Consider the following 22,967-nt stretch of genomic DNA (forward strand, 5'->3'; position numbering starts at 1 on the left):
CAAGGAGAGTGACATGGAGATCGATGAAGCCACACTCAAGGGCGGTGGGTTCATCAAACTGAAGCAACCGGACCGCTTTGCGCTGCGGGTGAAGGTCCTTGCTGGCGACACGGATCCCGAGCAGCTGCGTGCGATAGCCGGGATCGCCGAGAAGTTCGGCGACGGCGAGGTGCACTTCACCGTGCGCCAGAGCGTCGAGATCCGCGGAGTGAGTGTCGAGGACTTCGACGCGATCCATGCAGCCCTGCGTGAGGCCGGTCTCAGTACTGCCGCCTGTGGCCCCCGCGTGCGTGCGCCGGTTGTGTGCCCGGGCTCGGCGACGTGCAAGCGCGGGTTGAGCGAGACCGTCGGGTTGGCCAAACGGCTTGACGAGGCGCTCGCCGGATCCTCGATCCTACCACACAAGTTCAAGATCGGAGTGACCGGCTGCTCGGCGCAGTGCGCCAAGCCGCAAGAGAACGACCTTGGGTTCCGGGGCTCGGTCCAGCCGGTTTTCGACGAGCGCGACGGCGACTGCATCGCCTGCGGCGTCTGTGCGGCCGTGTGTTGGCCCGGCGCCATCACCCTTGACGCCGATGGCCGTCCGGTCATCGATCCGACGAGGTGCGACTTCGACGGGAAGTGCGTCTCCTCGTGCCCGACGCGAGCGATCCGCGCTCAACGCTTGGGCTGGCAGGTCTACATCGGAGGATGCTTCGGCTCCCGCCCGCGGCTAGGGGTGCTCGCCGAGAGCTTCATAGATGACGACCGTGCGGTCGACCTCGCATATGCCGCTCTCGATGTTTACCAGCGACTCGGGAACCGCGGCGAGCGCCTGCGCGATGTCATGGACCGCATCGGACACGACGAGTTCATACGAGAGGTGACAAGATGAGTGAGACCATCGACTTGCGGGGCGTGGCGTGCCCGCTCAACTACGTCAAAGCGAAGCTCGCGATCGAGCCGCTCGAGTCCGGCGCCGAGATCGGCCTGTTGCTCGACAGTGGCGAGCCGGTCGCGAACGTGCCGCGCTCCCTGGCTGACGACGGCAACGAAGTCGTCTCGCTCAAGCAGGCCGAGGAGGGCCACTTCGAGCTGCGGGTGCGCAAGGGGCAGCCGTGATCAGCGCGGCGGACACAGGTGCGACTGGGACGGTGCGGTTCCGGGTGTCGGTACTTGAACAGCTCATGACCGAGGCCCGCGCCGGAGCGCCGTTCGAGATTTGCGGCATCCTGGCTGCGGACGTGGATGGAATCGTCGTCGCGGCCTACCCCCTCACCAACGTAGCAGCGTCCGAGACCTACTACTCGATCGACCCGGGCGAGCAGCTCGCCGCTTATCAGCACTTCCGCGACGCAGGACTCGAGGCGATCGGCGCCTATCACTCGCATCCGGCCTCACCGGCCCGTCCCTCGGCAACCGACATCGCCGAGGCCTACGACCCGGACGGTCTCTACGTGATCGTCTCGCTTGAAGCAACACCGGCTGTCCGCGCATGGCGCATCGCCGAGGGCGTGGCGACCGAGTTCGATATCGAATCGACGAAAGGATGATGGACATGGCGATCAAGGTATTCATCAACGGAAAACCGAGCGAGGCCGCTGCGCCGGTGGCGCTGCTAGATCTACTCGCCGAACTCAAGATCCGGCCCGAGGTCATCTCGGTCGCGGTCAACAAGTCGATGGTTGGCAGGGCTGATCTCGAGGGCCTGACGCTCGATGACGGCGACGAACTCGAGATCATGCTGCATCTGGCTGGGGGTCGGCTCTGAGCCCGCTGCCCGACATACTATCAACGGTGGGCCGCACGCCGCTCGTCCGCCTCAAACCGACTCGGTCCGGACAGGCGGCGGTATTCGCGAAGATCGAGTCTGCGAATCCCGGGGGCAGCGTGAAGGACCGTCTCGCCCTTGCGCTCATCGAGGATGCCGAGAAGCGCGGTGTGCTCGCGGCTGGAGGCGCAGTGGTCGAGGCGACATCGGGCAACACCGGCATCGGGCTGGCGATCGCATGCGCCGTGCGCGGCTACAGGCTCATACTCGTCTTACCAGAGAGCATGAGCGCGGAGCGTATCGCCTATATCCAGGGACTCGGTGCCGAGGTGATGCTATCCCCTGCGGACGGCGGGATGGCAGGCTCCATCCACATGGCCGAAGCCGTGGCGGAGAGCGTGGACGGCTTCATACCGCGGCAGTTCGATAATCCCGCGAACCCGGCGATCCACGAGGCCACCACCGGCCCTGAGATCCTCGCCGAGATACCGGCACCGGACGCGTTCGTCGCGGGCGTAGGTACCGGCGGGACGATCACCGGCGTCGCACGAGCGTTCCGAACCGCACAGGCCCGAGCACTCATCGTCGCTGTCGAGCCGACGACCTCGCCCGTACTGTCCGGCGGCCACGCGGGACCTCACCGGATACAGGGCATCGGGGCAGGATTCGTGCCCGCTGTCTTGGATCGCGATCTGCTCGACGAGATCATCACTGTCGACGACCTCGAAGCATGGAACGAGGCCGGGCGCCTCGCGCGGACAGACGGTCTTTTCGTCGGCGTGAGCTCTGGAGCCGCCTCGCTCGCGGCCTTCTCGGTGGCGGACCGCCTCGGCGAAGGTTCCAACGTCGTGACCCTGTTTCCGGACACTGGCGAGCGCTACGTGAGCCTCGCCTCCTACTTCGACCTTTAGAACGCCGCGCCTCGTCAGGCGCACGAACGGGAAGGCGCTATCAGTGGCACTCACAGAAGCTGACATCATCCGATACGGTCGGCAGATCATAGTACCCGAGGTCGGTGGGGCCGGACAGGAGAAGCTGCTCGCCTCGCACGCGGTCGTGATCGGCGCTGGCGGCCTCGGCTCGCCGTCGTTGCTCTACCTTGCGGCTGCCGGTGTCGGCCACATCACAGTCATCGACGGTGACGTGGTCGACGAGACGAACCTCCAGCGTCAGATCGCGCACACGACGGCTGACCTGGGCGTGAACAAGGCGGTCTCCGCAGCAGAGACGATGCTGGCGATCAACCCCGGCATCGATGTCACCGCCATTCCCGAGCGCGTCAACGCCGAGAACATCGGCTCGCTTATCGCCGACGCGGATGTCGTGCTTGACGGCAGCGACAACTTCGCGACGCGTTACCTCGTCAACGATGCGTGCGTGCTGGCGAGAAAGTCGCTCGTGGAGGCTGCGATCCTGCGGTTCCATGGACAGCTCCTGACCGTGTTGCCAGGCAGTGGCCCCTGCTATCGCTGTCTCTTCCCGGCTCAACCGGAACCCGGATCCGTGCCGAGCTGCTCGCAAGCGGGGATATTGGGTCCGGTGGCGGGCGTGATGGGATCGCTTCAGGCGGCCGAAGCGCTCAAGCTGCTGATCGGAGCTGACACCCTTGTAGGCCGGGCGCTCTTCGTCGATGTGCTATCGATGGACATGCGCACGTTCGAGATGCCGCGTGACCCGGGCTGTCCGGTCTGCGGCGACGACCCTGTCATCACGGAGGCGCTCTACGAGGAGCTAGGTTGCGGTCTGCCCGGAGCTGGGGCAAGCTAGAGCCGTGGACGAACCGAGATACAAACGAGCCGCTTCCCACTTGCCGCTGTTCGTCGAGTTAGGCGGAAGGCTCGCGGTGGTCGTTGGCGGGGGCTTAGTGGCCGAGCGGCGCGTCGTGCGGCTCCTCGCGGCCGGCGCTACCGTACGCGTGACCGCACCCGGGATCACGCCTCTGCTCGCGAGTCTCGCCTATCGGGACGAGATCGAACTTCGGCAGCGCGAGTTCGAGGATGCCGACGTCGAGGGCGGGTTCCTCGTAGTCACGGCTACCGATAACGCCGCAGTCAACGAACGCGTGCGAGAGGCCGCTCGTCAAGCCGGGGCGCTCGTTAACGCAGCGGACCACCACAACTCCGGCGACGTCGTCTTCGGTGCCGAGGCGAGGCTCGGTCCTGTGCGGCTCGCGGTCACCACGCTCGGTGCCGCGCCAGCCGAATCCTCGCGCATCCGCGATGAACTCGCCGCGGCCCTCACCGGCGAGAGTGTCGAGCGCGTGAGTGCGGCAAGCTCTCGCCGCCGCAGACCCGGCTTTGGCGCTCCCGGCCCTCGTGTCGCTCTCGTCGGTGCCGGTCCTGGCGATCCCGGACTCGTCACTGCACGGGGACTTGAGCTGCTGCGCGCCGCCGATGTCGTGGTGCACGACCACCTTGTCGACCCCCGCCTGCTCGCCGAAGCCCCAGAGACAGCCGATCTAGTCTACGTCGGCAAGCGCGCGGGTTCGCATCACTTCTCGCAAGCAGGGATCGACGCACTGCTCGTTCGACTCGCGATCGAGGATCCCGCCCGCCGCATCGTGCGGCTCAAGGGCGGCGACCCTTTCGTCTTCGGTCGAGGAAGCGAGGAGGTAGAAGCCCTCGGCGCGGCCGGAATCGACGTAGAGGTAGTGCCCGGCGTGACGGCGGGGACAGCGGTGCCCGCATGTGCGGGCATCCCTATCACAGCACGGGGTACGGCCCCTTCGGTCACTTTCGTCACGGGGCATCGTGCGGCCGCAGGTTCGCGCGAGGTTGATTGGCGCGCACTCGGGGCTACCGGCGGAACGATCTGCGTCTTCATGGGGTTGGCGCGGCTGCATGACATCGCACAGGAGCTGATATCGGGCGGTATGGCACCCACAACCCCCGCTGTCGCGATATCGCGGGGCTGCACACCGCAACAACGTCTGGTGGAGGCACCTGTCGGGAAACTGCCCGCGGCGGTCGAACAGGCGGGGCTCGTCAGCCCCGTACTGCTTGTGATCGGTGAGGCGGTCAACAGGCGCGCTTAGTCGTGGTATGGTGCCTCTTTCGCCAGGCATCCCGGTCCTCTAAGGGGTCACGCTCGGGACACAGTCACGCTGACGTTGGCCTCGGCAGCCGCATCGTGGAGCGCATCGGTCCAAGAGGACTCGGCGAGCCCGGCGGGAGCCGTGACCGTGGCGATCATCGTGAACAGCGGGACGCCGCTGACGGCCGCAGGGGTCACGAACGTGTCCATCGTCTCGATGTTGATGCCGTGGAGTGCGAGCCCAGCCGCGATGTCGTGCACGATCCCTTCATGGTCGGCACCTTCGACCGTGACCTGAAACGCCGAGGTGGCTGGTACGACACCTGGAGGTGTGGTCATCGTCATCGTGACCTGGAAGCCCTCTGCGGCTAGCCGGTCGTTGGCGACCCGCAGATCCTCGGCTTGTTCGGCGGGTATACTCACGAGCATGAGCATCGCGAACTCGCCACCTAGGCGCGCCATGTGGCTGGCCTCGACATTGCAGCCAAGTCCGAGCAAGCGTCCGGTGACCTCTTCGACCAGCCCTACCCGGTCCGGCCCGGTTATCGTCAACACGACGTTCTCCCGCATACAGCCTCCGCTTCGAAGTGGATGTGCGCACCTACGATACCGCAATCGGCGATCGAGTGCAGTCCAATCGCCATAGCGTGTGCTGGCATCGCTATTGCTCTCGTGTCATCCCTATATGCTACAGTCTCCGTGTCCTGCCCCCGATTCGAAAGAGAGGTCGTGAATATGAGTATCAAGGGAACCCGTACCGAGCAGAATCTGCTCAAGGCGTTCGCAGGGGAATCGCAAGCGCGCAACCGCTACACCTACTACGCGTCGATCGCGAAGAAGGAAGGATTCGAGCAAATCGCCGCATTCTTCGTCGAGACCGCTGACAACGAGCGTGAGCACGCCAAGATCTTCTACAAGTATCTCGAAGGCGGCGAGGTAGAGATCACCGCATCGTACCCGGCCGGCACACTCAGCACCACCGCCGAGAACCTCCTTCACGCCGCCGACGGCGAGCTCATGGAGTGGGGCACCCTCTACCCTGACTTCGCGGACATCGCCGACGAAGAGGGCTTTCCCGAGGTCGCCAAGTCGTTCCGCGAGATTGCGAAGGTCGAAGCGTTCCACGAGGCCCGCTACCGCAAGCTGCTGGACAACGTGAACAGCGGCGCAGCGTTCACCAAGCCTGCTCCACTCACGTGGCACTGTCGCAACTGCGGGTACGTGGTCGAGGGTGCATCCGCTCCCGAGCTATGCCCTGCGTGTGCGCACGCTCAGAAGCACTTCGAGGTACTCGCCGAGAACTACTAGGCGCTACCACCGCTCGGCACTGTCGCTGCGGACATAAAGGATAGAACGCGCACACGCCCCGGCCAGTCACCCCGATGACATCGCCGGGGCGTGTGTTATCTGTGGATTTTGCGCCTACAATTGCAACAGGAGTTAGAATCTATGGGTTCCGATGTTCCAAATCGAACCTGAAGAGTCAACGGTGTCGAGTACCGATCGGAGATGTTGATGAGTGTGAGCCGACGCATTCTCGTGGTCGAAGACGAGAAGGTCATCCGCGAGACGGTCACGGCCTATCTCGAAAAGGACGGCCACTGGGTCACCCCTGTAGCGGATGGCGAGAAGGCCATCGCTGCAGTCAGGAAGCGCAGCTTCGATCTCGTCGTGCTGGACTTGATGCTTCCCAAGGTCAGCGGTGAAGATGTCTGCCGTGCCATCCGGGACGTGTCCGACGTGCCAATCATCATGCTCACCGCCAAAGGCGACGAAGAGGACCGGGTCACCGGACTTGCGATGGGCGCAGACGACTACCTAGTGAAGCCGTTCTCTCCAAGGGAGCTCGTGGCCAGGGTCAGAGCACTCCTTCGGCGGGCACGAGTCAGTGAGGCCCCACAGAGAGACTCCATGGTGTTCGGCTCGCTATCGATCGATGTCGCAGGACACAAGGCCGCCATCGATGGGGTGGATGTCGACCTGACGGCAACCGAGTTCAAGCTGCTGATTACGCTAGCGAGGTATCCGGGCAAGGTCTACACCCGTCTCGAATTGGTGGAGAAGGTGCTCGGCTGGGATTTCGACCGGTACGAACGTGCGGTGGACAGTCACGTGAAGAACCTTCGCTCGAAGCTCAACGACGACCCCAAGAATCCGAGCTACATATATACAGTACATGGGGTCGGCTATAGATTCGACCCCCCGCAAACCGAGGAGTAGTCCATGAGTGATCGGGCTTCACGACTCTTCGGGGGGATGCGGGTTAAGCAATCCAAGTTGAGCCTACGCTTCGCTCTGGCCGCAGCCGCAGTGGCGGCTTTCACCATGGCTTTGGCGTCGAGCATCCTCTTCGTCACCTGGGCCGAGCAGTTCGACGAGTATGTCAACGAGCGCCTTCGAAGCACCGCCAAAGGAGCAGCTTCGCTGGTGGCCATCAATGTCCAGGCCCATGGAGAGTGGAATCAACATGTGTTCCTGGGCCTACCGCGCTACGGAATCATGTCCGGATTGGGATTGCAGGTGATGGAGTCGGGCGGCCGTGTCTTGTATGACGACTCTTTCGCAACTGGACAGGCGAATCACGTGGCCGGCCCACCTTCAGGAGTCGCAGGGCCTGAAGGGCAGGTTCATCTAGCGCCTATTGTCGTCGATGGAGTCCCTATCGGCGTTGTGCGGGTATGGCCACTGGTGGAGGAAGGGCGTTTCGCCGATGTGGACATCCGCTTTCGGGAATCAAGCTTCGAAGCGCTGGGTCTGGCTGCAGTGATCGCCGTGATAGCTGCCTCGATAGCAGGGGCTGGCTTTGCGATCACCTTCCTTCGTCCCATCGACAAGATCACCGAGACCGCCGAGGCTCTTCGCGCGGGCAACCAAAGTGCCAGGACGGGCTTCACCGGCGATGATGCGATTGGAGCGCTGGGCAAGACCCTCGATGAGATGGCTGATGCGATTGAAGCGGACCGCAACCTCGAACGCCGACTCACGGCCGACGTGGCCCACGAGTTGAGAACGCCACTGCAGGCGATACAGGCGACCGTCGAGGCCATGCAGGATGGAATCTACCCAGCTGACGAGGAGCACCTGCAGATCGTGCGTAACGAGACTGTGAGACTCTCCCGACTGACCGACGGCATCCTTGAGCTGACTAAGCTAGAGCGTGGCAGCGTAGCCCTCAGGTTCGAGCGCATCGACGCCGCCGGGCCGGTAGGTGCCGCTGTGGACTTCCACAGGTTCCTGTTCGAGGCGGCAGGAATCGGACTTGCCGAGCAAGTCGAGACCGGAGTTTTCGTGCAGGCGGACAGCGATCGTCTGACGCAAGCGGTGAGCAACCTGCTCTCCAATGCGATCCGTTACTCCCCTGATGGCGGACAGGTGAACGTGGCGGTACGCCGAGAAGGCGGAAGCGCAGTGATCGAGGTAGCGGATACCGGCATCGGTATCGCCGAGAAGGACATCAACAAGGTATTCTCTAGGTTCTGGCGCGCCGATGAAGCTCGAGACCGCGAGAGCGGTGGGCTCGGCATAGGGCTTGCGATCGTGAAGGAGATTGTGAAGCGTCACGGAGGCAGGGTGTGCGCTATCAGGCGTGAAGGTGGCGGGACGGTCTTTAGAATCGAGATCCCGCTCATCAAGTGATTCGAACCTAAGGGAGGGCGAACAGTGGAGCTTGATTTCCGGTTGTTGGGCATGGCGTCGGTTGTAGGTGGAATCGGCCTGTTCGTACTGGTGCTCTTCCAGATTCTCGTCGGCAAGAGAAAGATCAAGTTCAAGGGCGCTACGCACATGAAAGTGCATAGGATTGGCGGTTACCTGCTACTGGCAGGAGCCATCGGTCATGGTGTCCTCGGCGCTTATGTCTTGATGGGGTAGAGTACGCACCGTGCAAACAGAGATGCGGCCAGATTTCCAAGGCAAGGTGCGGGATATATATGACCTGGGTGACCGGTTGCTATTGGTGGCGAGTGACCGGATCAGCGCTTTCGATGTGGTGCTGCCGGAGGCCATTCCGTTCAAGGGTGAGGTCCTGACCAAGCTCACCCTCCATTGGTTCGAGTTGCTCCAGGACATCGTGGAGACGCACCTGATCTCGACCGACGTATCCAAGCTCCCAGAGCGCTTCGCACCGCATCGCGATTACCTGCGTGGGCGTTCGATGATCGTCCGCAAAGCCGAGGTCTTCCCGGTGGAGTGCATCGTTCGTGGCTACATCACCGGTTCGGGCTGGAAGGAGTACTTGCGCATGGGGGCGATCTGCGGGGTGCCCCTGCCCGAGGGACTCGTTGAGTCGCAGCGGCTCGAAGCGCCGATCTTCACGCCGAGCACCAAGGCTTTCGACGGCGGGCACGACGAATACATCGACTTTGAGCAGGTGGTTCAGACCATAGGCCAGCAACATGCCGAGACGATACGTAGCCTGTCCCTTGACATTTATTCGACGGCACACGAACATGCTTGTTCTCGCGGAGTCATCATCGCCGACACCAAGTTCGAATTCGGCACTGTCGACGGGCGGGTGATTCTGGTCGATGAAGCCCTGACACCGGACTCCAGCCGATTCTGGCCCGCGGATCTTTACGCACCAGGTCAAGCGCAGGCGAGTTTCGACAAGCAGTTCGTACGGGACTGGCTTGAAGCCAGCGACTGGGACAAGGTTGGCGCACCGCCATCGCTTCCAGTCGATGTGGTGGAGGCCACCTCGCGCAAGTATATACAAGCGTACGAGGCAATCACGGGACGAAGTTTCGTCCCCGAAGGAGACGGATAGCCGATGGCCCGAAGAAGTGCATCGAACCCGCGGTACCAGAAAGGTGCCGAGACAGGTGTGAGCCGCCGAAGTGCGGCCAGCGCCAAGCCCAAGCGGGGAGTCGGCCAATCCGCCGAGGAAGCCGAGCGCCGACGCCTGGGTCGCAAGGGGCGCAAGGCTCGTGCGAAGATGCGGTGGAACCCGGATACGCCGGAGTTCAAGCTGTGGCGCAAGGTGTGGATCATCCTGCTGATTTCCGCGATGATCTCCTCGGGAGGTGCCTTCCTGCTGCGCGAGATGGCTCCGTGGGGAACGATCGCTTTGGTGGTAGCATACGTCTGTCTGTTCGGCGCGTTCTTCGTGGATCTCACCAAGATCCGCAAGATGCGTAAGAAGTGGCTGGCCGAACAGAAAGCGGCGGATAAATCCTCGAAGAGCAAGGGGTGAGCATGGCGCACTACGAGATCTTCGTCACCTATCGCGAGGGCATATTCGACCCTCCGGGAGCGACTGCTAAGGGGGCGCTTGAGAACCTGGGCTACCCGGTCGAGGAAGTCCGCATCGGCAAGTACATCCAGCTTGAGACCGAAGCGGGACCCGAGGCCGTTCGCGAGATGTGCGAGAAGCTCCTGGCCAATCCCGTGATCGAGGACTTCCGCATCGAGACTGCCGAGGGGGCGTGAAGATGCGCTTCGGCGTCGTCGTCTTCCCCGGCTCCAACTGTGAGCAGGACGTGGTGCATGCGGTGCGTCTGCTGGGCTGCGATGCAGAGTACGTGTGGCATCAGGATACCGACCTGTCCGGATTCGACGCGGTGGTGCTGCCGGGAGGCTTCTCATACGGCGACTACCTGCGCTGCGGGGCCGTGGCCAGGTTCAGCCCGATCATGAACGAGGTCGTGCGCTTCGCCGATTCCGGTAACCCGGTCATCGGCATCTGCAACGGATTCCAGATTCTGACCGAGGCGCACCTTCTGCCCGGCGCGCTACTGCGCAACGTCGGCCTCAAGTTCGTCTGCAAGCCCACGCACTTGATCGCCGAGGAAAGCGTGTGCCACTGGCTCGACGTCAATCCGGGCACGGTGCTCCGCATCCCGGTGAACCACAACGAGGGCAACTACATCTGCGACCCGCAGACACTTGCGCGTATGAAGGACAAGGGGCAGATCGTGCTCCGCTACTGCGACGCCGACGGCTCCCGCAGGCCGGAAGGCTCGGCGCCTAACGGTGCGCTTGAGGACATCGCGGGCATCTGCAACGAGGCCGGTAACGTCTTTGGGCTGATGCCGCATCCGGAGCGCGCGGTCGACCCGGTGTCCGGCGGCATCGATGGCGCGACGGTCTTCTCGGCGATCGTGCGGCGCGTAGCCGGAATCCCGGGGTCGGTCGTCCAGTGACACCCTGCACCGACATCCATTCGATGCGAGGAGCGAGATTCCATGCGCGATGACCTTTCCGCCGAACTGGCCCCCAAACTAGCCGAGGAGCTGGGCCTCAAACCCGCCGAGTTCGAGCGGATCGTCGAGATCCTAGGGCGGACGCCGACCATCACCGAGCTATACATGTACTCGCTGATGTGGTCGGAGCATTGTAGCTACAAGCACTCGCGCACGGCGCTTAGGATGTTCTCCTCCGAGGGGCCGCACGTGTTGCAGGGCCCCGGCGAGAACGCCGGCGTCATCAGCGTCGGGGACGGCTGGGCGGTCGCCTTCAAGATGGAGTCGCACAACCACCCGAGCGCGATCGAGCCGTACCAGGGTGCGGCCACCGGCGTGGGCGGCATCATCCGCGACATCTTCACGATGGGCGCCCGCCCGATCGCGATCCTCGACTCGCTGCGCTTCGGAACGCTCGATAAGCCCAGGCAGCGCTACCTCTTCGAGGGCGCGGTCGCTGGGATCGGCGGCTACGGCAACTGCCTCGGCGTGCCGACCGTCGGCGGCGAGGTCTACTTCGAGGAAGCCTACGATGGGAACTGCCTGATCAACGCGATGGCGATCGGACTCATGCGCGAAGAACAACTCACACGCGCGGTGGCGGCGGGGCCCGGCAACCTGGTGCTGCTGATCGGCTCGACCACGGGACGCGACGGCATCGGCGGGGCAAGCGTGCTCGCCAGCCAGGAGTTCGACGAGAAAGCCGAGGACAAGCGCCCCAGCGTGCAGGTGGGCGACCCCTTCGAGGAGAAGCTGCTGATCGAGGCGTGCCTGGAGCTGCTCGACCGCGGGCTGCTGGTCGCGCTGGGCGACCTGGGCGCGGCCGGCCTGACCTCCAGCGCGAGCGAGATGGCATCGCGCGGTGGGGTCGGACTCGACATCGAGGTCACGCACGTGCCGCTTCGCGAGAAGAACATGAAGCCGTTCGAGGTCATGGTCTCCGAATCGCAGGAGCGCATGCTCGCCGTCGTCACGCCCGAGCTTGCCGAGGAGGCGCGCGCGGTCTGCAACCGCTGGGGCCTGCTCGCGACCGTGATCGGCGAGGTGACGGACACCGGCCGCTTCATCGTGCGGGAAGCAGGCGAGATCGTCGCCGACATGCCCGCAGCCACGCTCGCCCATGACGCACCCATCTACTCGCCCGAGAAGCGCCGCCCGGCGTACCTCGACGAGCTGCAGGCGTTCGACCCGCTCGGCGAGTTGGATCACGCCACCGACCCGCAGATGCTCAGCGAGACGCTGCTGCGCCTGCTCGCGAGCCCCAATATCTGCTCGCGGCGCTGGATCTGGGAGCAGTACGACCATCAGGTGATGCTCAACACCGTGGTACTTCCCGGCGGAGATGCCGCAGTGATCAGAATCGGCGACACCGGCCGAGGCGAGATGACCGAGCGCGGCATCGCCGCATCGAGCGACTGCAACGGCCGCTACGTCTACCTCGACCCGTATCGCGGTGCGCAGATCGCGCTGGCGGAGGCTACCCGCAACGTCTCGTGCGTCGGCGCAGAGTCGGCCGCGCTGACAGACTGCCTGAACTTCGGCTCGCCTGAGAAGCCCGAGGTCTACTGGACCTTCTTCGAGGCCATCCGAGGGCTGTCCGATGCCGCCAAAGCCTGGAACGTCCCCGTCATCAGCGGGAATGTGAGCCTTTACAACGAATCCTTCGGCCAGCCGATCTATCCGACGCCTACCGTCGGCGTGGTCGGGCTGCTCGACGACGTGTCCGCACGCTGCACCGCAGGCTTCAAGCAGGCCGGCGACGTGGTCGTACTCGTCGGCGAGACGCTGCCTGAACTTGGCGGCTCCGAGTACCTGAAGGTCGAGTTCGACACGGTCGCAGGCTCGCCGCCATCGCTCGACATCGAGCTCGAGGTCGCCGTGCAGGCCGCCGTCCGCGACGCGATCCGCACCGGGTTGCTGCGCTCGGCGCACGACTGCTCCGAGGGCGGCCTGGCCGTCGCACTCGCCGAGAGCTGCATGGCCGGCGACATCGGTGCCGACATCCACCTGCCCGACGAGCTCGCCCCGGTCGCCGCGCTCTTCAGCGAGTCGCAAAGCCGCATCGTCGTCAGCGTCGCCGAGGAGGACTCGGGCGCCTTCATCGAACTGCTGCTCGAGCGCGAGGTTCCCTACGCGGTTCTCGGCGAGGTCGGCGGGGAGCGTCTCGAGATTGCAGGGCCGCACGGCCCGCTTGCGAGTGCGTCGCTAGCCGAGATGCACGCGGCGCACGGGCCCACGCTCGAGGCGCTGGTGCGCGGCGAGGGCGCGAGATGACCGAGTACCTCGAGAGCCCTGAGACCCCCGAGCGTCCCGACCGCATGGAGGAAGCCTGCGGGGTCATCGCGATCTACGCGCCCGGACAGGATGTCGCCAGAGCCGCCTACTTCGGCTTGCATGCGTTGCAGCACCGAGGGCAGGAGAGCGCAGGCATCGCTGTGGGTGACGGCGAGACGGTCACGGTAATCAAGGACCTGGGGCTTGTCTCCAGCGTCTTCAAGGCATCGGACCTCGACTCGCTGACCGGCGACCTGGCCATCGGCCACACGCGCTATTCGACCACCGGCGCCTCTGACGCCTGGGACAATGCGCAGCCGCACCTCTCGGCGATAGGCAATCAGGTCATCGCGCTTGCCCACAACGGCAACCTCGTGAACACCACCGAGGTCCGCGACCTGCTGCGCCCTGAGCGCATCCGCTTCCGCTCGACCACCGACTCCGAGGTCATCGCGACGCTGGTCGGTCAGTACACGCAGATACACAGCCATATTCGCGAGGGTATCCGCGAGACGATGTCGCTCATCCGCGGGGCCTACGCGGTCGTGCTGGCGACCGAGGACGCGATCTACGCCTTCCGCGACCCGTACGGAATCAGGCCGCTGGCGCTGGGCCGCATCGACGGCAAGGGCTGGTGCGTCGCCAGCGAGACTTGCGGGCTGGACATCATCGGCGCGACGTACGAGCGCGACGTGGCACCCGGCGAGGTCATCAAGATCTCGGCGGCCGGCCTCGAATCCGAGCAGGCCGTACCTGCCGAGAAGCCCAGCCTGTGCATGTTCGAGTTCATCTACTTCGCGCGCCCTGACAGCGTCATGTACGACTGCACTCTTTACGAGGCCCGCCATCGCATGGGCGAGTTGCTCGCCGCCGAGGCCCCCGCCGCCGCCGACCTGGTCATCGGCGTGCCGGATTCCGGCGTGCCGGCAGCCGTCGGGTACGCGCTCGGAAGCGGGATCCCCTTCGGCGAAGGGCTCGTGAAGAACCGCTACGTCGGCCGGACGTTCATCTCGCCTTCGCAGGAGCTGCGGCAGCAGGGCATCCGCCTGAAGCTCAATCCTCTGCGCCACGTCATCGAAGGCAAGCGTCTCATCGTGACCGACGACTCGATCGTCCGCGGCAACACCAGCCGCAAGCTCGTGCAGCTCCTTCGCGACTCCGGCGCCGCCGAGGTCCACATGCGCATCACCTCGCCGCCGGTACGCTGGCCCTGCTTCTACGGCATCGACACTGACACCCAAGGGCAGCTCATCGCCTCCGAACACGACATCGAGGCGATCCGCGAGTACATCGGCGCGGATTCGCTCGCGTACCTCTCCCTCGAAGCGATGGTCGCTTCCACCGGCGCTCCGGCCGATCGCTTCTGCCTGGCCTGCCTCAACGGCGATTACCCGGTTGGGATTCCCGACGCCGTCCGCCGAGGAAAACTCGCGCTCGAATCCTGCGGCTGAGATCCGTGCTGCAAGAGGCGATAGCGGCGATCCTCGAAGGTGCGCCTTTGGCTCTGACCTTCAACCCGCTGGCATCTCTTGTGGCTGCAACGCTCGCGGCTGCACTCTACGGAGGTAAACGCTGGGCCCCCCGCTCGCGCGCTGTGTGGTTCGCGGTCGTCCTGGCCGCAGGCTGGCTCGCAGGCGACGGACTCGCGGTGGTCGCGCAGGTGAGCCTGTGCATGTTCGAGTTCATCTACTTCGCGCGCCCTGACAGCGTCATGTACGACTGCACTCTTTACGAGGCCCGCCATCGCATGGGCGAGTTGCTCGCCGCCGAGGCCCCCGCCGCCGCCGACCTGGTCATCGGCGTGCCGGATTCCGGCGTGCCGGCAGCCGTCGGGTACGCGCTCGGAAGCGGGATCCCCTTCGGCGAAGGGCTCGTGAAGAACCGCTACGTCGGCCGGACGTTCATCTCGCCTTCGCAGGAGCTGCGGCAGCAGGGCATCCGCCTGAAGCTCAATCCTCTGCGCCACGTCATCGAAGGCAAGCGTCTCATCGTGACCGACGACTCGATCGTCCGCGGCAACACCAGCCGCAAGCTCGTGCAGCTCCTTCGCGACTCCGGCGCCGCCGAGGTCCACATGCGCATCACCTCGCCGCCGGTACGCTGGCCCTGCTTCTACGGCATCGACACTGACACCCAAGGGCAGCTCATCGCCTCCGAACACGACATCGAGGCGATCCGCGAGTACATCGGCGCGGATTCGCTCGCGTACCTCTCCCTCGAAGCGATGGTCGCTTCCACCGGCGCTCCGGCCGATCGCTTCTGCCTGGCCTGCCTCAACGGCGATTACCCGGTTGGGATTCCCGACGCCGTCCGCCGAGGAAAACTCGCGCTCGAATCCTGCGGCTGAGATCCGTGCTGCAAGAGGCGATAGCGGCGATCCTCGAAGGTGCGCCTTTGGCTCTGACCTTCAACCCGCTGGCATCTCTTGTGGCTGCAACGCTCGCGGCTGCACTCTACGGAGGTAAACGCTGGGCCCCCCGCTCGCGCGCTGTGTGGTTCGCGGTCGTCCTGGCCGCAGGCTGGCTCGCAGGCGACGGACTCGCGGTGGTCGCGCAGGTGCAAGACGCCATCGCCGCATCGGCAGCTTCGACCGTGCCGCTTTTCGCCGAATGGGCGCACCTGCTCACGCTTGCGATCTGGGGTGTGGGAAGCCTTGCGCTGGGCTATCTGGCTCCTGCTGCAGCCGGCGTTTTCGTCGGCCGAAGGGTCATCCACGGCACAGGTTGGGCCTCGGCGGGCTGGATCGCGGGTTCCGCGAGCATCACGCTGTCGATGCTTACCGCCGTGGGGTAGAATACGACGCACGCACAACATGGGTCCGCACCGAAACACGAGGGGCGAAAGAGGCAGTGAGCCGATGAGCGATCGAAGCGACAGGAAACCCGTCACTTACAGCGATGCCGGAGTCGACACGCAGGCCGGCGCGCGGGCGGTCGACGCGATCCGCGACGCGGTGCGCTCGACATACCGGCCCGAGGTGATTGGCGATATCGGTGGCTTCGGCGGGCTTTTCTCGGCGGCGGGACTGCGCGACATGCGCGATCCGGTCCTCGTGAGCGCCACGGACGGCGTCGGCACGAAGATCCGGGTGGCCCAGGCGCTCGGCAAGCACGACACCATCGGCATCGATCTTGTGGCGATGTGCGCGAACGACATCGCGGTTTCCGGCGCGGAACCACTGTTCTTCCTCGACTACATCGCGATCGGCAAGCTCGACTCTGCGACCGTCGAGCAGATCGTCGGCGGGATCGCCGATGGCTGCCGACAGGCCGGGTGCTCGCTGATCGGCGGCGAGATGGCCGAGCACCCCGGCGTGATGGCCGACGACGACTACGACCTTTCGGGCTTCTGCGTCGGCGTGGTCGAGCGCGATAGGATGCTCGACACCGCGTCGGTGCGCCCGGGCGACGTGATCCTAGGACTCGCATCCAGCGGCCTGCACTCCAACGGCTTCTCGCTCGTGCGGCGCGTGCTCGTCGAAGGCCGGGAGGAGGCGCTTGCCATCCCGCGCGTCGACTTTGGCGGGCGGACCCTGGGAGAGGTGCTGCTCGAACCCACGCGGATATACGTCCCCGCCGTGCGCCGGGCACTCGAGGCCGCACCGCACGGAGCGATTCGCTCGATCGCGCACATCACCGGCGGCGGAATCACCGAGAACCTCGACCGCGCACTACCCGCCGACTGCGATGCGCACGTCTCGCTGGCCGCTTGGAAGACGCCGCGGATCTTCGATCTGATCGCCGAGGAAGCCGCACTCGGACCAGCCGAGATGTGCCGCACCTTCAACATGGGCATCGGCCTGGCTATCATCGCCGACAAACGCCGGGCTGCCGACATCGCTGTCGCGCTGCGCGAGGCTGGCGAGACCGTCTTCGAGATTGGCGAGATCGCCGAGGGAACCGGGAGGGTCGTCTATGAGTGAGGAAAGCGAACAGCGGGTCACGAGGCTCGGAGTGCTGGTCTCGGGCTCGGGAACCAACCTGCAGGCAATCATCGATGCGACCCGGGCCGGTACGCTCGACGCCCAGGTAGCAGTGGTCATCAGCAACAACGCAGACGCGTACGGGCTCGAGCGTGCGCGGCGTGCGAGCATCTCGGCAGTTTGGATCGACAAGAGTGCATACGCCACCTTCAGCGAATACAACATGGCGATCAAGGACGAGCTTTGCGCCCATGGGGTCGACATCGTGGTGATGGCCGGCTACATGCGCCTGCTAGGATCGGAAGTCCTCGATTGGTTCGAGAACCGCGTGGTCAACATCCACCCTTCGCTGCTGCCGTCATTCCCGGGAGCGTCTGGAATCGAGGACGCGTTCGAGCACGGGGTCAAGGTGACCGGTGTGACGATCCACCTCGCCAATGAGAACTTCGACGAGGGCCCGATCATCGCGCAAAGGACGGTCGTCATCGAACCCGACGACACCCTTGAGTCGCTTGAGGCCCGGGTCCACGAAGTCGAGCACACGCTATATCCCGAAGCACTCCAGCTCCTGGTAGAGGGGCGCGTCGTCATCGAGGGCAGGAAGACGGTGATTCTCCCCAACCGAGTTTGATAACATGACAGTGGGCAAACGTGCGGCAAGAAGGGATCACCCTTCGAGCGCACGTGTTGAGAAAGGGGTCAAGAGTGAAGAGTTTCGACAGGATTTCAAAGGTGGCTTTTGCCGCGATGCTGATCGGGGCACTGGCCGTTCTGCCAGGCTGTCAGCAAGAACAGCCTGCTGGGCCGGGTCCCACTGAGGAAGAGCCCACGCAAGTAAGGATCGGATTCGCAGCCCCGTTGACCGGTGACAACGCAGTCTTCGGCCAGGGGATGCTACGGGCAGTCGAGCTCGCCTTCAAGGAAGCGAACGCTTCGCCCGAGGTGCGGGAGGCAGGTCTTGAGTTCGTGATCCGTGCCGAGGACGACCAGGGCGACCCGAAGCAGGCCGTCAATGTGGCCAACATCCTCGCGTCCGACACCTCGGTCCTAGGCGTCATCGGCCACTTCAACTCCGGTTGCTCGATCCCGGCCGCTCCGATATACGAGCAGGCCCGCATGGCGATGATCACTGTCTCGTCGAACCCGGCGCTGACAGCTGCCGGTCACACCGTGGTCAACCGTATCGTCGCAAAGGATGACGTGCAAGGTGCCTACGCGGCGACCCTGGTGCTCGAGGAGCTCGGTTTCGACAGGGTCGTGGTCCTCGACGATTCCACGCAGTACGGCGTTGGCCTGGCAACCGAGTTCATCCGGGCGTTCGAAGAGGCGGGTGGCACCGTGATCCTGCGCGAGCAGATCCAGCCCAAGACGGTGGACTTCTCGGCGTTGGTGACTCGGATCAGAGGACTGGCACCTGAGGCTGTCTACTACGCAGGTGCCCACACAGAAGGCGGCTTGATCTCCAAGCAGATGTCCGAGGCCGGACTTACCGCACCACTGATCGGCGGCGACATGATCTACTCGGCTGAGTACATCGCTGTGGCCGGTGCTGCCAATGCCGAAGGGGATGTGGCGACCAGCCTGGGCCTGCCACTAGAGCAGCAGCCTCGCGGCATGGACTTCCAGGCAGCTTATGAGGCCGAGTTCGGCAGGGCGCCGGAAGCCTTCGACAGCTACGCATACGACCAGGCATGGATCTTCGTCGAGGCCGTGCTTGAGGCCGGGCTCGATCGCGAGGCAATCGCAAGAGCGATCCGTGGGGGCTCCTTCGACGGTGTCACCGGCGTGACCGAGTTCGATGAGAACGGCGACACAACCAACCAGGTCATCTCGGCGTATCGCGTTGTGAACGGCGAGTGGCAGCAGATAGTCAAGTAGCTCGGCAGCACCAGCTGGCGGGATGAGTTCGAAAGGGAGTAGATGGACAAGGTCGAGGTGAAGCGTGCCCTGGTGTCGGTGACTGACAAGACGGGCGTTGTGGAGTTCTGTAGGGCGTTGGCGGAGGAGTTCGGAGTCGAGATCGTCTCGACAGGCGGCACGGCGACCGTGCTTGCCGAGGCAGGCATCGCGGTCAGACCCATCGACGACCTCACCGGCTTTCCGGAGATGATGGACGGCCGCGTCAAGACGCTGCACCCGCGCGTCCACGGAGGGTTGCTCGCGCGCCGGGACGTGCCCGCGCACATGGCAGCCGCCGAGGAACACGGCATCGGCATGATCGATATGGTCGTCGTCAACCTCTACGCCTTCGAGCAGACGGTGGCGCACCCGGGCGTGTCCGAGGAAGACGCAATCGAGAACATCGACATCGGCGGTCCTTCGATGCTGCGCAGCGCCGCGAAGAACTTCGAAAGCGTCGCGGTGGTGACCGACCCGGCCAGCTACTCCGCCATCCTCGCCGAGATGCGCGAGAACTCCGGCGCGACCACGCTGCCCACCAGGCGCGCACTCGCCCTCGAGGTCTTCCGCACCACGAGCGCTTACGACAGCGCGATCTGGATGCACCTTTCAGGCTACGGGCAGACGCGCTTCCCCGAGGAGGCCCGCTTCCGCCTCGAGAAGATTCAGGACCTGCGATACGGCGAGAATCCTCACCAGGAAGCGGCGTTCTACCGCTTCCTCGATGCCGCCGAGCACACCCTGGCGCGCGCTTCGCAGCTCCAGGGCAAGGAGCTCTCGTACAACAACATCCTCGACACCGACGCCGCCTGGAGCGCCGTGCGCGAGTTCGACGCGCCTGCGTGCGTCATCGTCAAGCACACGAACCCGTGCGGCATCTCGGTCGCAGATGACCTGGTTGCCGCGTACCGCAAGGCGCACGAGGTCGACCCCGTGAGCGCCTTCGGTGGCGTGATGGCCTTCAACCGCGAGGTCTCCTCGGCGGTTATCGAGGCGATTTTGGCGAACGGGCAGTTCGTGGAGGTCATGATCGCGCCTTCCTTCGCCGATGACGCGCTGGAGCTGCTCGCCTCCAAGCCCAACGTGCGCGTGCTCGCCACCGGCGGGGTGCGCACAGGCGGCGGCCGATACGAGTCGCGCGCGGTCGAGGGCGGGATGCTAGTGCAGACGAGCGACCGCGTTGCCGAGGACCCCTCGGCGTTCACGGTGCCCACCAAGGCCAAGCCGACCGCCGAGCAAATGGAGCAGATGCTGTTCGCATGGAAGGTAGCCAAGAGTGTGAAGTCCAACGCGATGGTGATCGCGGCTGATCTCGCGACCGTGGGGGTGGGTGCCGGGCAGATGAATCGCGTGAACTCGGCGCGCATCGCGGTCGAGCAAGCTGCCGAGAAGGCCCGCGGAGCCGTGGCCGCCAGCGACGCGTTCCTGCCCTTTGCCGACACGCTCGAGGTGTGCGCGGCTGCGGGCATCGTCGCGCTGATCCAGCCCGGCGGCTCGATGCGCGATGACGAGGTCATCGCGAAAGCCGACGAGCTCGGTGTGGCGATGGTGTTTACCGGGCATCGCCACTTCAGGCACTAGCGGGAGGCGGGGATGCTGTCGCAGGCGCTGCGAGAGACCATCCGGGTGCAGGGCGGGCTCATACCGCTGCTCGAGCTGCACCTGGCGCGCCTGGCCGCAGGCGGCTGTGATGCCGCGATGGTCGCCGCTGCGCGCCGCGAGGCCATGCGAGCCGCCGAGGAGTGGCCCGAACCCTACGGTCGCATGACGCTGCACGTCGCGGTGGACGGCCGGGCGCGTGCAGAGGTCTCCTCGGCAGCGTCGATGATCGACGTGCCCGGCGGGCCGAGCATCGCCTTCGTGGTGACGCCCGAGCCGGTTCTGCCTCCTGGCGGCGCGAAGCCCGAGGATCGCTCCTTCTGGGACCGCGCGGTCGAACAGGCGCGCACCCAAGGGGCCGACGTCGCCGTGCTCGTCTCGGCGGCGGGACTCGTCTTCGACACCTCGCACGCGACCTTGTGGGTGCGCTTCGGCGATAGGCTGCTCACGCCCGCAAGCCCGCCCGCGCTGGCCGGAGTGTCTCGGCGGGTGGTCTTCGATGCCGCTCCTGAGCTGGGCTTCTCCGCCGAAGAGGCGCCGCTGACGGCCGCCGATGTCGACGCCGCCGACGAGGTCGTGCTCACGACCGCGGTCGCAGGCGCGATCGCCGTGCGTGGCCGAGGCGGCCCTGCGGCAGAGGCGCTGGCGGCGCGCTTCGCTCGGCTTTTCGCCGGTGCGGGGGATGGCGCCAGGGATGGCTGAGCGCTCGCCAGCCGCCATCGCGCGAGCGATCGGGCTTGCGCGCAAGCCGCTGGTGCTGGAGCCGTCGGGTGCGAGCGGGTGGTTCGGTGGGATGTCGCTCGTGTGCGCGGATCCGGTCGCCGACACGCACGGCGCTGACCTACGGGAGGCCGCTTCCGCACTAGAGGCCGTCATGAACGCCGAGGAGCCCCTGCTAGCGGCCGCAATCGTGCCCTACGACGGCACCGGGTGCCGGATCCGTCTCTACCGCGGGGGGCTCATGCGGACCGATGGCGGCTGGGAGCCGTGGGGTGAGCCCGGCGACCTGCGCGCGGACGACCTCGGCGAGCCGCCGGTGCCCGCCGCGAGCCCCGCCCCCGAGACCCCGCTGCTCGCGGACGCGCGCTTCGACCTTGCGAAGGCCGACTACCTCGCGCGGGTCGAAGCGGTCCGCTCGGCGATCCGCGACGGCGACGTCTACGTCCTCAACCTCACGATGCGCCTCCAGGGCACTCTGCGAACGGACGTCGCGGCGGCTTTCGAGGCGCTACTGGGCTCCTCGGCAGGGCCGATGTCGGCGATGTGGGCTGCTGAGGAGAGCGCGATCGTCTCCGTCTCGCCCGAGCGATTCCTCGCCGTGACCGCCGAGAGCCCGCGGACCGGTGGCGTGCGCCACGCCGAGATCCAGCCGATCAAGGGCACGCGGCCGCGCGGTGCCGACCCCGTCACCGACGCGCGACTCGCCGCCGAGCTTGCCGCCAGCGCCAAGGAGCGCGCCGAGCACCTGATGATCGTCGATTTGGAGCGCAACGACCTGGGCCGGGTGTGCGAGACCGGCAGCGTCATCGTCGAGCCACTCTTCGAGGTGTTCGCGACGCCGTACTGCCATCAACTCGTGAGCGGCGTGCGCGGGCGACTTCGGCCTGACGCCACAATCGCCGAGCTGCTGGAGGCTGCCTTCCCGTGCGGATCGGTGACCGGCGCGCCGAAGATCGCAGCGATGCGGCTGATACGCGAGCTGGAGGTCACGCCCCGCGGCGCGTATACCGGCGCACTGGTTGTGGCGATGCCTGGGCGGATGGACTCCTCGGTGTTGATCCGCACGCTCGAACTCGACGGCACGACCGCGCGCTGGGGGACCGGCGGCGGGATCACGATCGATTCGGACCCCGAAGCCGAATGGCTCGAAGCCCTACTGAAGGCGCGACCCGTCCTGGGCGGCTGAACCCTCGGGAGTAGCGGCGTTGACGTGTGTCACGTGACGAGTTACAATCATCAGATGATACGGACTTTCGGCGATAAGCGCACGCAGCAGATATATACCACTGGTACAGCGAAGCGGTTCCCCCCGGATGTGATGAAGCGGGCGCGCCGTAAGCTGGAGTACCTGGACTTGGCGGCGCGGCTAGAGGACCTGATGGAGCCACCGAGCAATAGGCTTCACAGCCTCGATGGCGACCGCAAGGGACAATACTCGATCTCCATCAATGATCAGTGGCGCATCTGCTTCGTGTTTCAAGACGGAGACGCCTACGATGTCGAGATCTGCGACTACCACTGAGATGAGGTGCAGCATGGCCATCCCCAACAACATAGAGCGCACGATACGGCCGGTCCACCCTGGAGAGAT

Annotated in this window: 26 protein-coding genes and 1 pseudogene; 26 read left to right on the top strand and 1 reads right to left on the bottom strand. The window is 65.2% G+C overall.

What is annotated here, in order from left to right; translation table 11 throughout:
* The first annotated feature begins 13 nt into the window (after window positions 1-13).
* From M1617_05495 to cobA, 7 genes are read left to right on the top strand one after another with little or no spacing between them, the layout of a single operon-like run.
* Entirely contained in the window at window positions 14-874 is an 861-nt protein-coding gene (locus tag M1617_05495) for a 4Fe-4S binding protein (protein MCL5887735.1), read from the top strand.
* Window positions 871-1,101, top strand: a complete 231-nt coding sequence (locus tag M1617_05500; GenBank protein MCL5887736.1) for a sulfurtransferase TusA family protein — start codon at window positions 871-873, stop codon at window positions 1,099-1,101. The genes M1617_05495 and M1617_05500 overlap by 4 nt, the downstream gene beginning before the upstream one ends.
* A complete protein-coding gene (locus tag M1617_05505) occupies window positions 1,098-1,532 on the top strand; it encodes a M67 family metallopeptidase (protein ID MCL5887737.1) in 435 nt (144 codons plus the stop codon). The genes M1617_05500 and M1617_05505 overlap by 4 nt, the downstream gene beginning before the upstream one ends.
* Before the next feature lie 5 nt (window positions 1,533-1,537).
* Window positions 1,538-1,750 (top strand): sulfur carrier protein ThiS, encoded by a 213-nt coding sequence (gene thiS / locus M1617_05510; protein ID MCL5887738.1) that lies wholly within the window; start codon window positions 1,538-1,540, stop codon window positions 1,748-1,750.
* A gap of 26 nt (window positions 1,751-1,776) precedes the next feature.
* The gene (gene cysK / locus M1617_05515) at window positions 1,777-2,661 is read left to right on the top strand and encodes a cysteine synthase A (protein MCL5887739.1); all 885 of its coding nucleotides are present in this window, start codon (window positions 1,777-1,779) and stop codon (window positions 2,659-2,661) included.
* A gap of 43 nt (window positions 2,662-2,704) precedes the next feature.
* Complete coding sequence (locus M1617_05520) at window positions 2,705-3,517, top strand: HesA/MoeB/ThiF family protein (protein MCL5887740.1); 813 nt, start codon at window positions 2,705-2,707, stop codon at window positions 3,515-3,517.
* 40 nt (window positions 3,518-3,557) lie between these two features.
* Complete coding sequence (gene cobA, locus M1617_05525; GenBank protein MCL5887741.1) at window positions 3,558-4,784, top strand: uroporphyrinogen-III C-methyltransferase; 1,227 nt, start codon at window positions 3,558-3,560, stop codon at window positions 4,782-4,784.
* A gap of 47 nt (window positions 4,785-4,831) precedes the next feature.
* Here cobA and M1617_05530 read toward each other — a convergent pair whose 3' ends face one another.
* A complete protein-coding gene (locus M1617_05530) occupies window positions 4,832-5,353 on the bottom strand; it encodes a transcriptional regulator (GenBank protein ID MCL5887742.1) in 522 nt (173 codons plus the stop codon).
* A gap of 165 nt (window positions 5,354-5,518) precedes the next feature.
* Between M1617_05530 and M1617_05535 the strand changes: the two genes are divergently transcribed.
* From M1617_05535 to M1617_05625, 19 genes and pseudogenes are all read left to right on the top strand, one after another.
* The gene (locus M1617_05535; protein ID MCL5887743.1) at window positions 5,519-6,091 is read left to right on the top strand and encodes a rubrerythrin family protein; all 573 of its coding nucleotides are present in this window, start codon (window positions 5,519-5,521) and stop codon (window positions 6,089-6,091) included.
* Between the two features lie 201 nt (window positions 6,092-6,292).
* Window positions 6,293-7,003: a response regulator transcription factor gene (locus M1617_05540; protein ID MCL5887744.1), complete on the top strand. Its 711-nt coding sequence runs from the start codon at window positions 6,293-6,295 to the stop codon at window positions 7,001-7,003.
* 3 nt (window positions 7,004-7,006) lie between these two features.
* Window positions 7,007-8,419, top strand: a complete 1,413-nt coding sequence (locus tag M1617_05545) for a HAMP domain-containing histidine kinase (protein ID MCL5887745.1) — start codon at window positions 7,007-7,009, stop codon at window positions 8,417-8,419.
* A 24-nt stretch (window positions 8,420-8,443) separates the two neighbouring features.
* Window positions 8,444-8,653: a hypothetical protein gene (locus M1617_05550; GenBank protein ID MCL5887746.1), complete on the top strand. Its 210-nt coding sequence runs from the start codon at window positions 8,444-8,446 to the stop codon at window positions 8,651-8,653.
* A gap of 22 nt (window positions 8,654-8,675) precedes the next feature.
* On the top strand, window positions 8,676-9,548 hold the full coding sequence (locus tag M1617_05555) for a phosphoribosylaminoimidazolesuccinocarboxamide synthase (GenBank protein ID MCL5887747.1): 873 nt from the start codon (window positions 8,676-8,678) through the stop codon (window positions 9,546-9,548).
* 3 nt (window positions 9,549-9,551) lie between these two features.
* Window positions 9,552-9,974, top strand: a complete 423-nt coding sequence (locus M1617_05560; protein MCL5887748.1) for a hypothetical protein — start codon at window positions 9,552-9,554, stop codon at window positions 9,972-9,974.
* A gap of 2 nt (window positions 9,975-9,976) precedes the next feature.
* Window positions 9,977-10,210, top strand: a complete 234-nt coding sequence (gene purS / locus M1617_05565; protein ID MCL5887749.1) for a phosphoribosylformylglycinamidine synthase subunit PurS — start codon at window positions 9,977-9,979, stop codon at window positions 10,208-10,210.
* A 2-nt stretch (window positions 10,211-10,212) separates the two neighbouring features.
* Complete coding sequence (gene purQ / locus M1617_05570; protein ID MCL5887750.1) at window positions 10,213-10,923, top strand: phosphoribosylformylglycinamidine synthase subunit PurQ; 711 nt, start codon at window positions 10,213-10,215, stop codon at window positions 10,921-10,923.
* 42 nt (window positions 10,924-10,965) lie between these two features.
* Window positions 10,966-13,236 (top strand): phosphoribosylformylglycinamidine synthase subunit PurL, encoded by a 2,271-nt coding sequence (gene purL, locus M1617_05575; GenBank protein ID MCL5887751.1) that lies wholly within the window; start codon window positions 10,966-10,968, stop codon window positions 13,234-13,236.
* Window positions 13,233-14,687: an amidophosphoribosyltransferase gene (gene purF, locus M1617_05580; GenBank protein ID MCL5887752.1), complete on the top strand. Its 1,455-nt coding sequence runs from the start codon at window positions 13,233-13,235 to the stop codon at window positions 14,685-14,687. The genes purL and purF overlap by 4 nt, the downstream gene beginning before the upstream one ends.
* 215 nt (window positions 14,688-14,902) lie before the next feature.
* Window positions 14,903-15,583: pseudogene (locus M1617_05585) on the top strand (amidophosphoribosyltransferase).
* A gap of 5 nt (window positions 15,584-15,588) precedes the next feature.
* Window positions 15,589-16,029 carry a hypothetical protein gene (locus tag M1617_05590; protein MCL5887753.1) on the top strand — a complete coding sequence of 147 codons (441 nt, stop codon included), beginning with the start codon at window positions 15,589-15,591 and terminating at the stop codon, window positions 16,027-16,029.
* Between the two features lie 64 nt (window positions 16,030-16,093).
* Window positions 16,094-17,158: a phosphoribosylformylglycinamidine cyclo-ligase gene (gene purM / locus M1617_05595; protein ID MCL5887754.1), complete on the top strand. Its 1,065-nt coding sequence runs from the start codon at window positions 16,094-16,096 to the stop codon at window positions 17,156-17,158.
* Entirely contained in the window at window positions 17,151-17,789 is a 639-nt protein-coding gene (gene purN, locus M1617_05600; protein MCL5887755.1) for a phosphoribosylglycinamide formyltransferase, read from the top strand. The genes purM and purN overlap by 8 nt, the downstream gene beginning before the upstream one ends.
* A gap of 74 nt (window positions 17,790-17,863) precedes the next feature.
* Complete coding sequence (locus M1617_05605; protein ID MCL5887756.1) at window positions 17,864-19,036, top strand: branched-chain amino acid ABC transporter substrate-binding protein; 1,173 nt, start codon at window positions 17,864-17,866, stop codon at window positions 19,034-19,036.
* A gap of 42 nt (window positions 19,037-19,078) precedes the next feature.
* Complete coding sequence (gene purH, locus M1617_05610) at window positions 19,079-20,638, top strand: bifunctional phosphoribosylaminoimidazolecarboxamide formyltransferase/IMP cyclohydrolase (protein ID MCL5887757.1); 1,560 nt, start codon at window positions 19,079-19,081, stop codon at window positions 20,636-20,638.
* 45 nt (window positions 20,639-20,683) lie between these two features.
* Window positions 20,684-21,358: an aminotransferase class IV gene (locus M1617_05615; GenBank protein ID MCL5887758.1), complete on the top strand. Its 675-nt coding sequence runs from the start codon at window positions 20,684-20,686 to the stop codon at window positions 21,356-21,358.
* A complete protein-coding gene (locus tag M1617_05620) occupies window positions 21,351-22,562 on the top strand; it encodes an anthranilate synthase component I family protein (protein ID MCL5887759.1) in 1,212 nt (403 codons plus the stop codon). Before M1617_05615 ends, M1617_05620 begins: the two co-directional genes overlap by 8 nt.
* Before the next feature lie 54 nt (window positions 22,563-22,616).
* Window positions 22,617-22,898 carry a type II toxin-antitoxin system RelE/ParE family toxin gene (locus M1617_05625; protein MCL5887760.1) on the top strand — a complete coding sequence of 94 codons (282 nt, stop codon included), beginning with the start codon at window positions 22,617-22,619 and terminating at the stop codon, window positions 22,896-22,898.
* Window positions 22,899-22,967: the final 69 nt, after the last annotated feature.

The sequence above is a fragment of the Actinomycetota bacterium genome, from assembly GCA_023488435.1.
Taxonomy (GTDB): domain Bacteria; phylum Actinomycetota; class Coriobacteriia; order Anaerosomatales; family UBA912; genus UBA912.

What these genes read in the sequence shown, in the direction of transcription:
- purM (MCL5887754.1), top strand. Translation starts at nt 16,094, where the DNA reads ATGAGCGATCGAAGCGACAGGAAACCCGTCACTTACAGCGATGCCGGA.
- M1617_05625 (MCL5887760.1), top strand. Translation starts at nt 22,617, where the DNA reads ATGATACGGACTTTCGGCGATAAGCGCACGCAGCAGATATATACCACT.
- thiS (MCL5887738.1), top strand. Translation starts at nt 1,538, where the DNA reads ATGGCGATCAAGGTATTCATCAACGGAAAACCGAGCGAGGCCGCTGCG.
- M1617_05530 (MCL5887742.1), bottom strand. Translation starts at nt 5,353, where the DNA reads ATGCGGGAGAACGTCGTGTTGACGATAACCGGGCCGGACCGGGTAGGG.
- M1617_05535 (MCL5887743.1), top strand. Translation starts at nt 5,519, where the DNA reads ATGAGTATCAAGGGAACCCGTACCGAGCAGAATCTGCTCAAGGCGTTC.
- M1617_05560 (MCL5887748.1), top strand. Translation starts at nt 9,552, where the DNA reads ATGGCCCGAAGAAGTGCATCGAACCCGCGGTACCAGAAAGGTGCCGAG.
- purS (MCL5887749.1), top strand. Translation starts at nt 9,977, where the DNA reads ATGGCGCACTACGAGATCTTCGTCACCTATCGCGAGGGCATATTCGAC.
- M1617_05545 (MCL5887745.1), top strand. Translation starts at nt 7,007, where the DNA reads ATGAGTGATCGGGCTTCACGACTCTTCGGGGGGATGCGGGTTAAGCAA.
- purL (MCL5887751.1), top strand. Translation starts at nt 10,966, where the DNA reads ATGCGCGATGACCTTTCCGCCGAACTGGCCCCCAAACTAGCCGAGGAG.
- M1617_05540 (MCL5887744.1), top strand. Translation starts at nt 6,293, where the DNA reads ATGTTGATGAGTGTGAGCCGACGCATTCTCGTGGTCGAAGACGAGAAG.
- purQ (MCL5887750.1), top strand. Translation starts at nt 10,213, where the DNA reads ATGCGCTTCGGCGTCGTCGTCTTCCCCGGCTCCAACTGTGAGCAGGAC.
- M1617_05620 (MCL5887759.1), top strand. Translation starts at nt 21,351, where the DNA reads ATGGCTGAGCGCTCGCCAGCCGCCATCGCGCGAGCGATCGGGCTTGCG.
- M1617_05500 (MCL5887736.1), top strand. Translation starts at nt 871, where the DNA reads ATGAGTGAGACCATCGACTTGCGGGGCGTGGCGTGCCCGCTCAACTAC.
- purF (MCL5887752.1), top strand. Translation starts at nt 13,233, where the DNA reads ATGACCGAGTACCTCGAGAGCCCTGAGACCCCCGAGCGTCCCGACCGC.
- purN (MCL5887755.1), top strand. Translation starts at nt 17,151, where the DNA reads ATGAGTGAGGAAAGCGAACAGCGGGTCACGAGGCTCGGAGTGCTGGTC.
- M1617_05495 (MCL5887735.1), top strand. Translation starts at nt 14, where the DNA reads ATGGAGATCGATGAAGCCACACTCAAGGGCGGTGGGTTCATCAAACTG.
- M1617_05555 (MCL5887747.1), top strand. Translation starts at nt 8,676, where the DNA reads ATGCGGCCAGATTTCCAAGGCAAGGTGCGGGATATATATGACCTGGGT.
- purH (MCL5887757.1), top strand. Translation starts at nt 19,079, where the DNA reads ATGGACAAGGTCGAGGTGAAGCGTGCCCTGGTGTCGGTGACTGACAAG.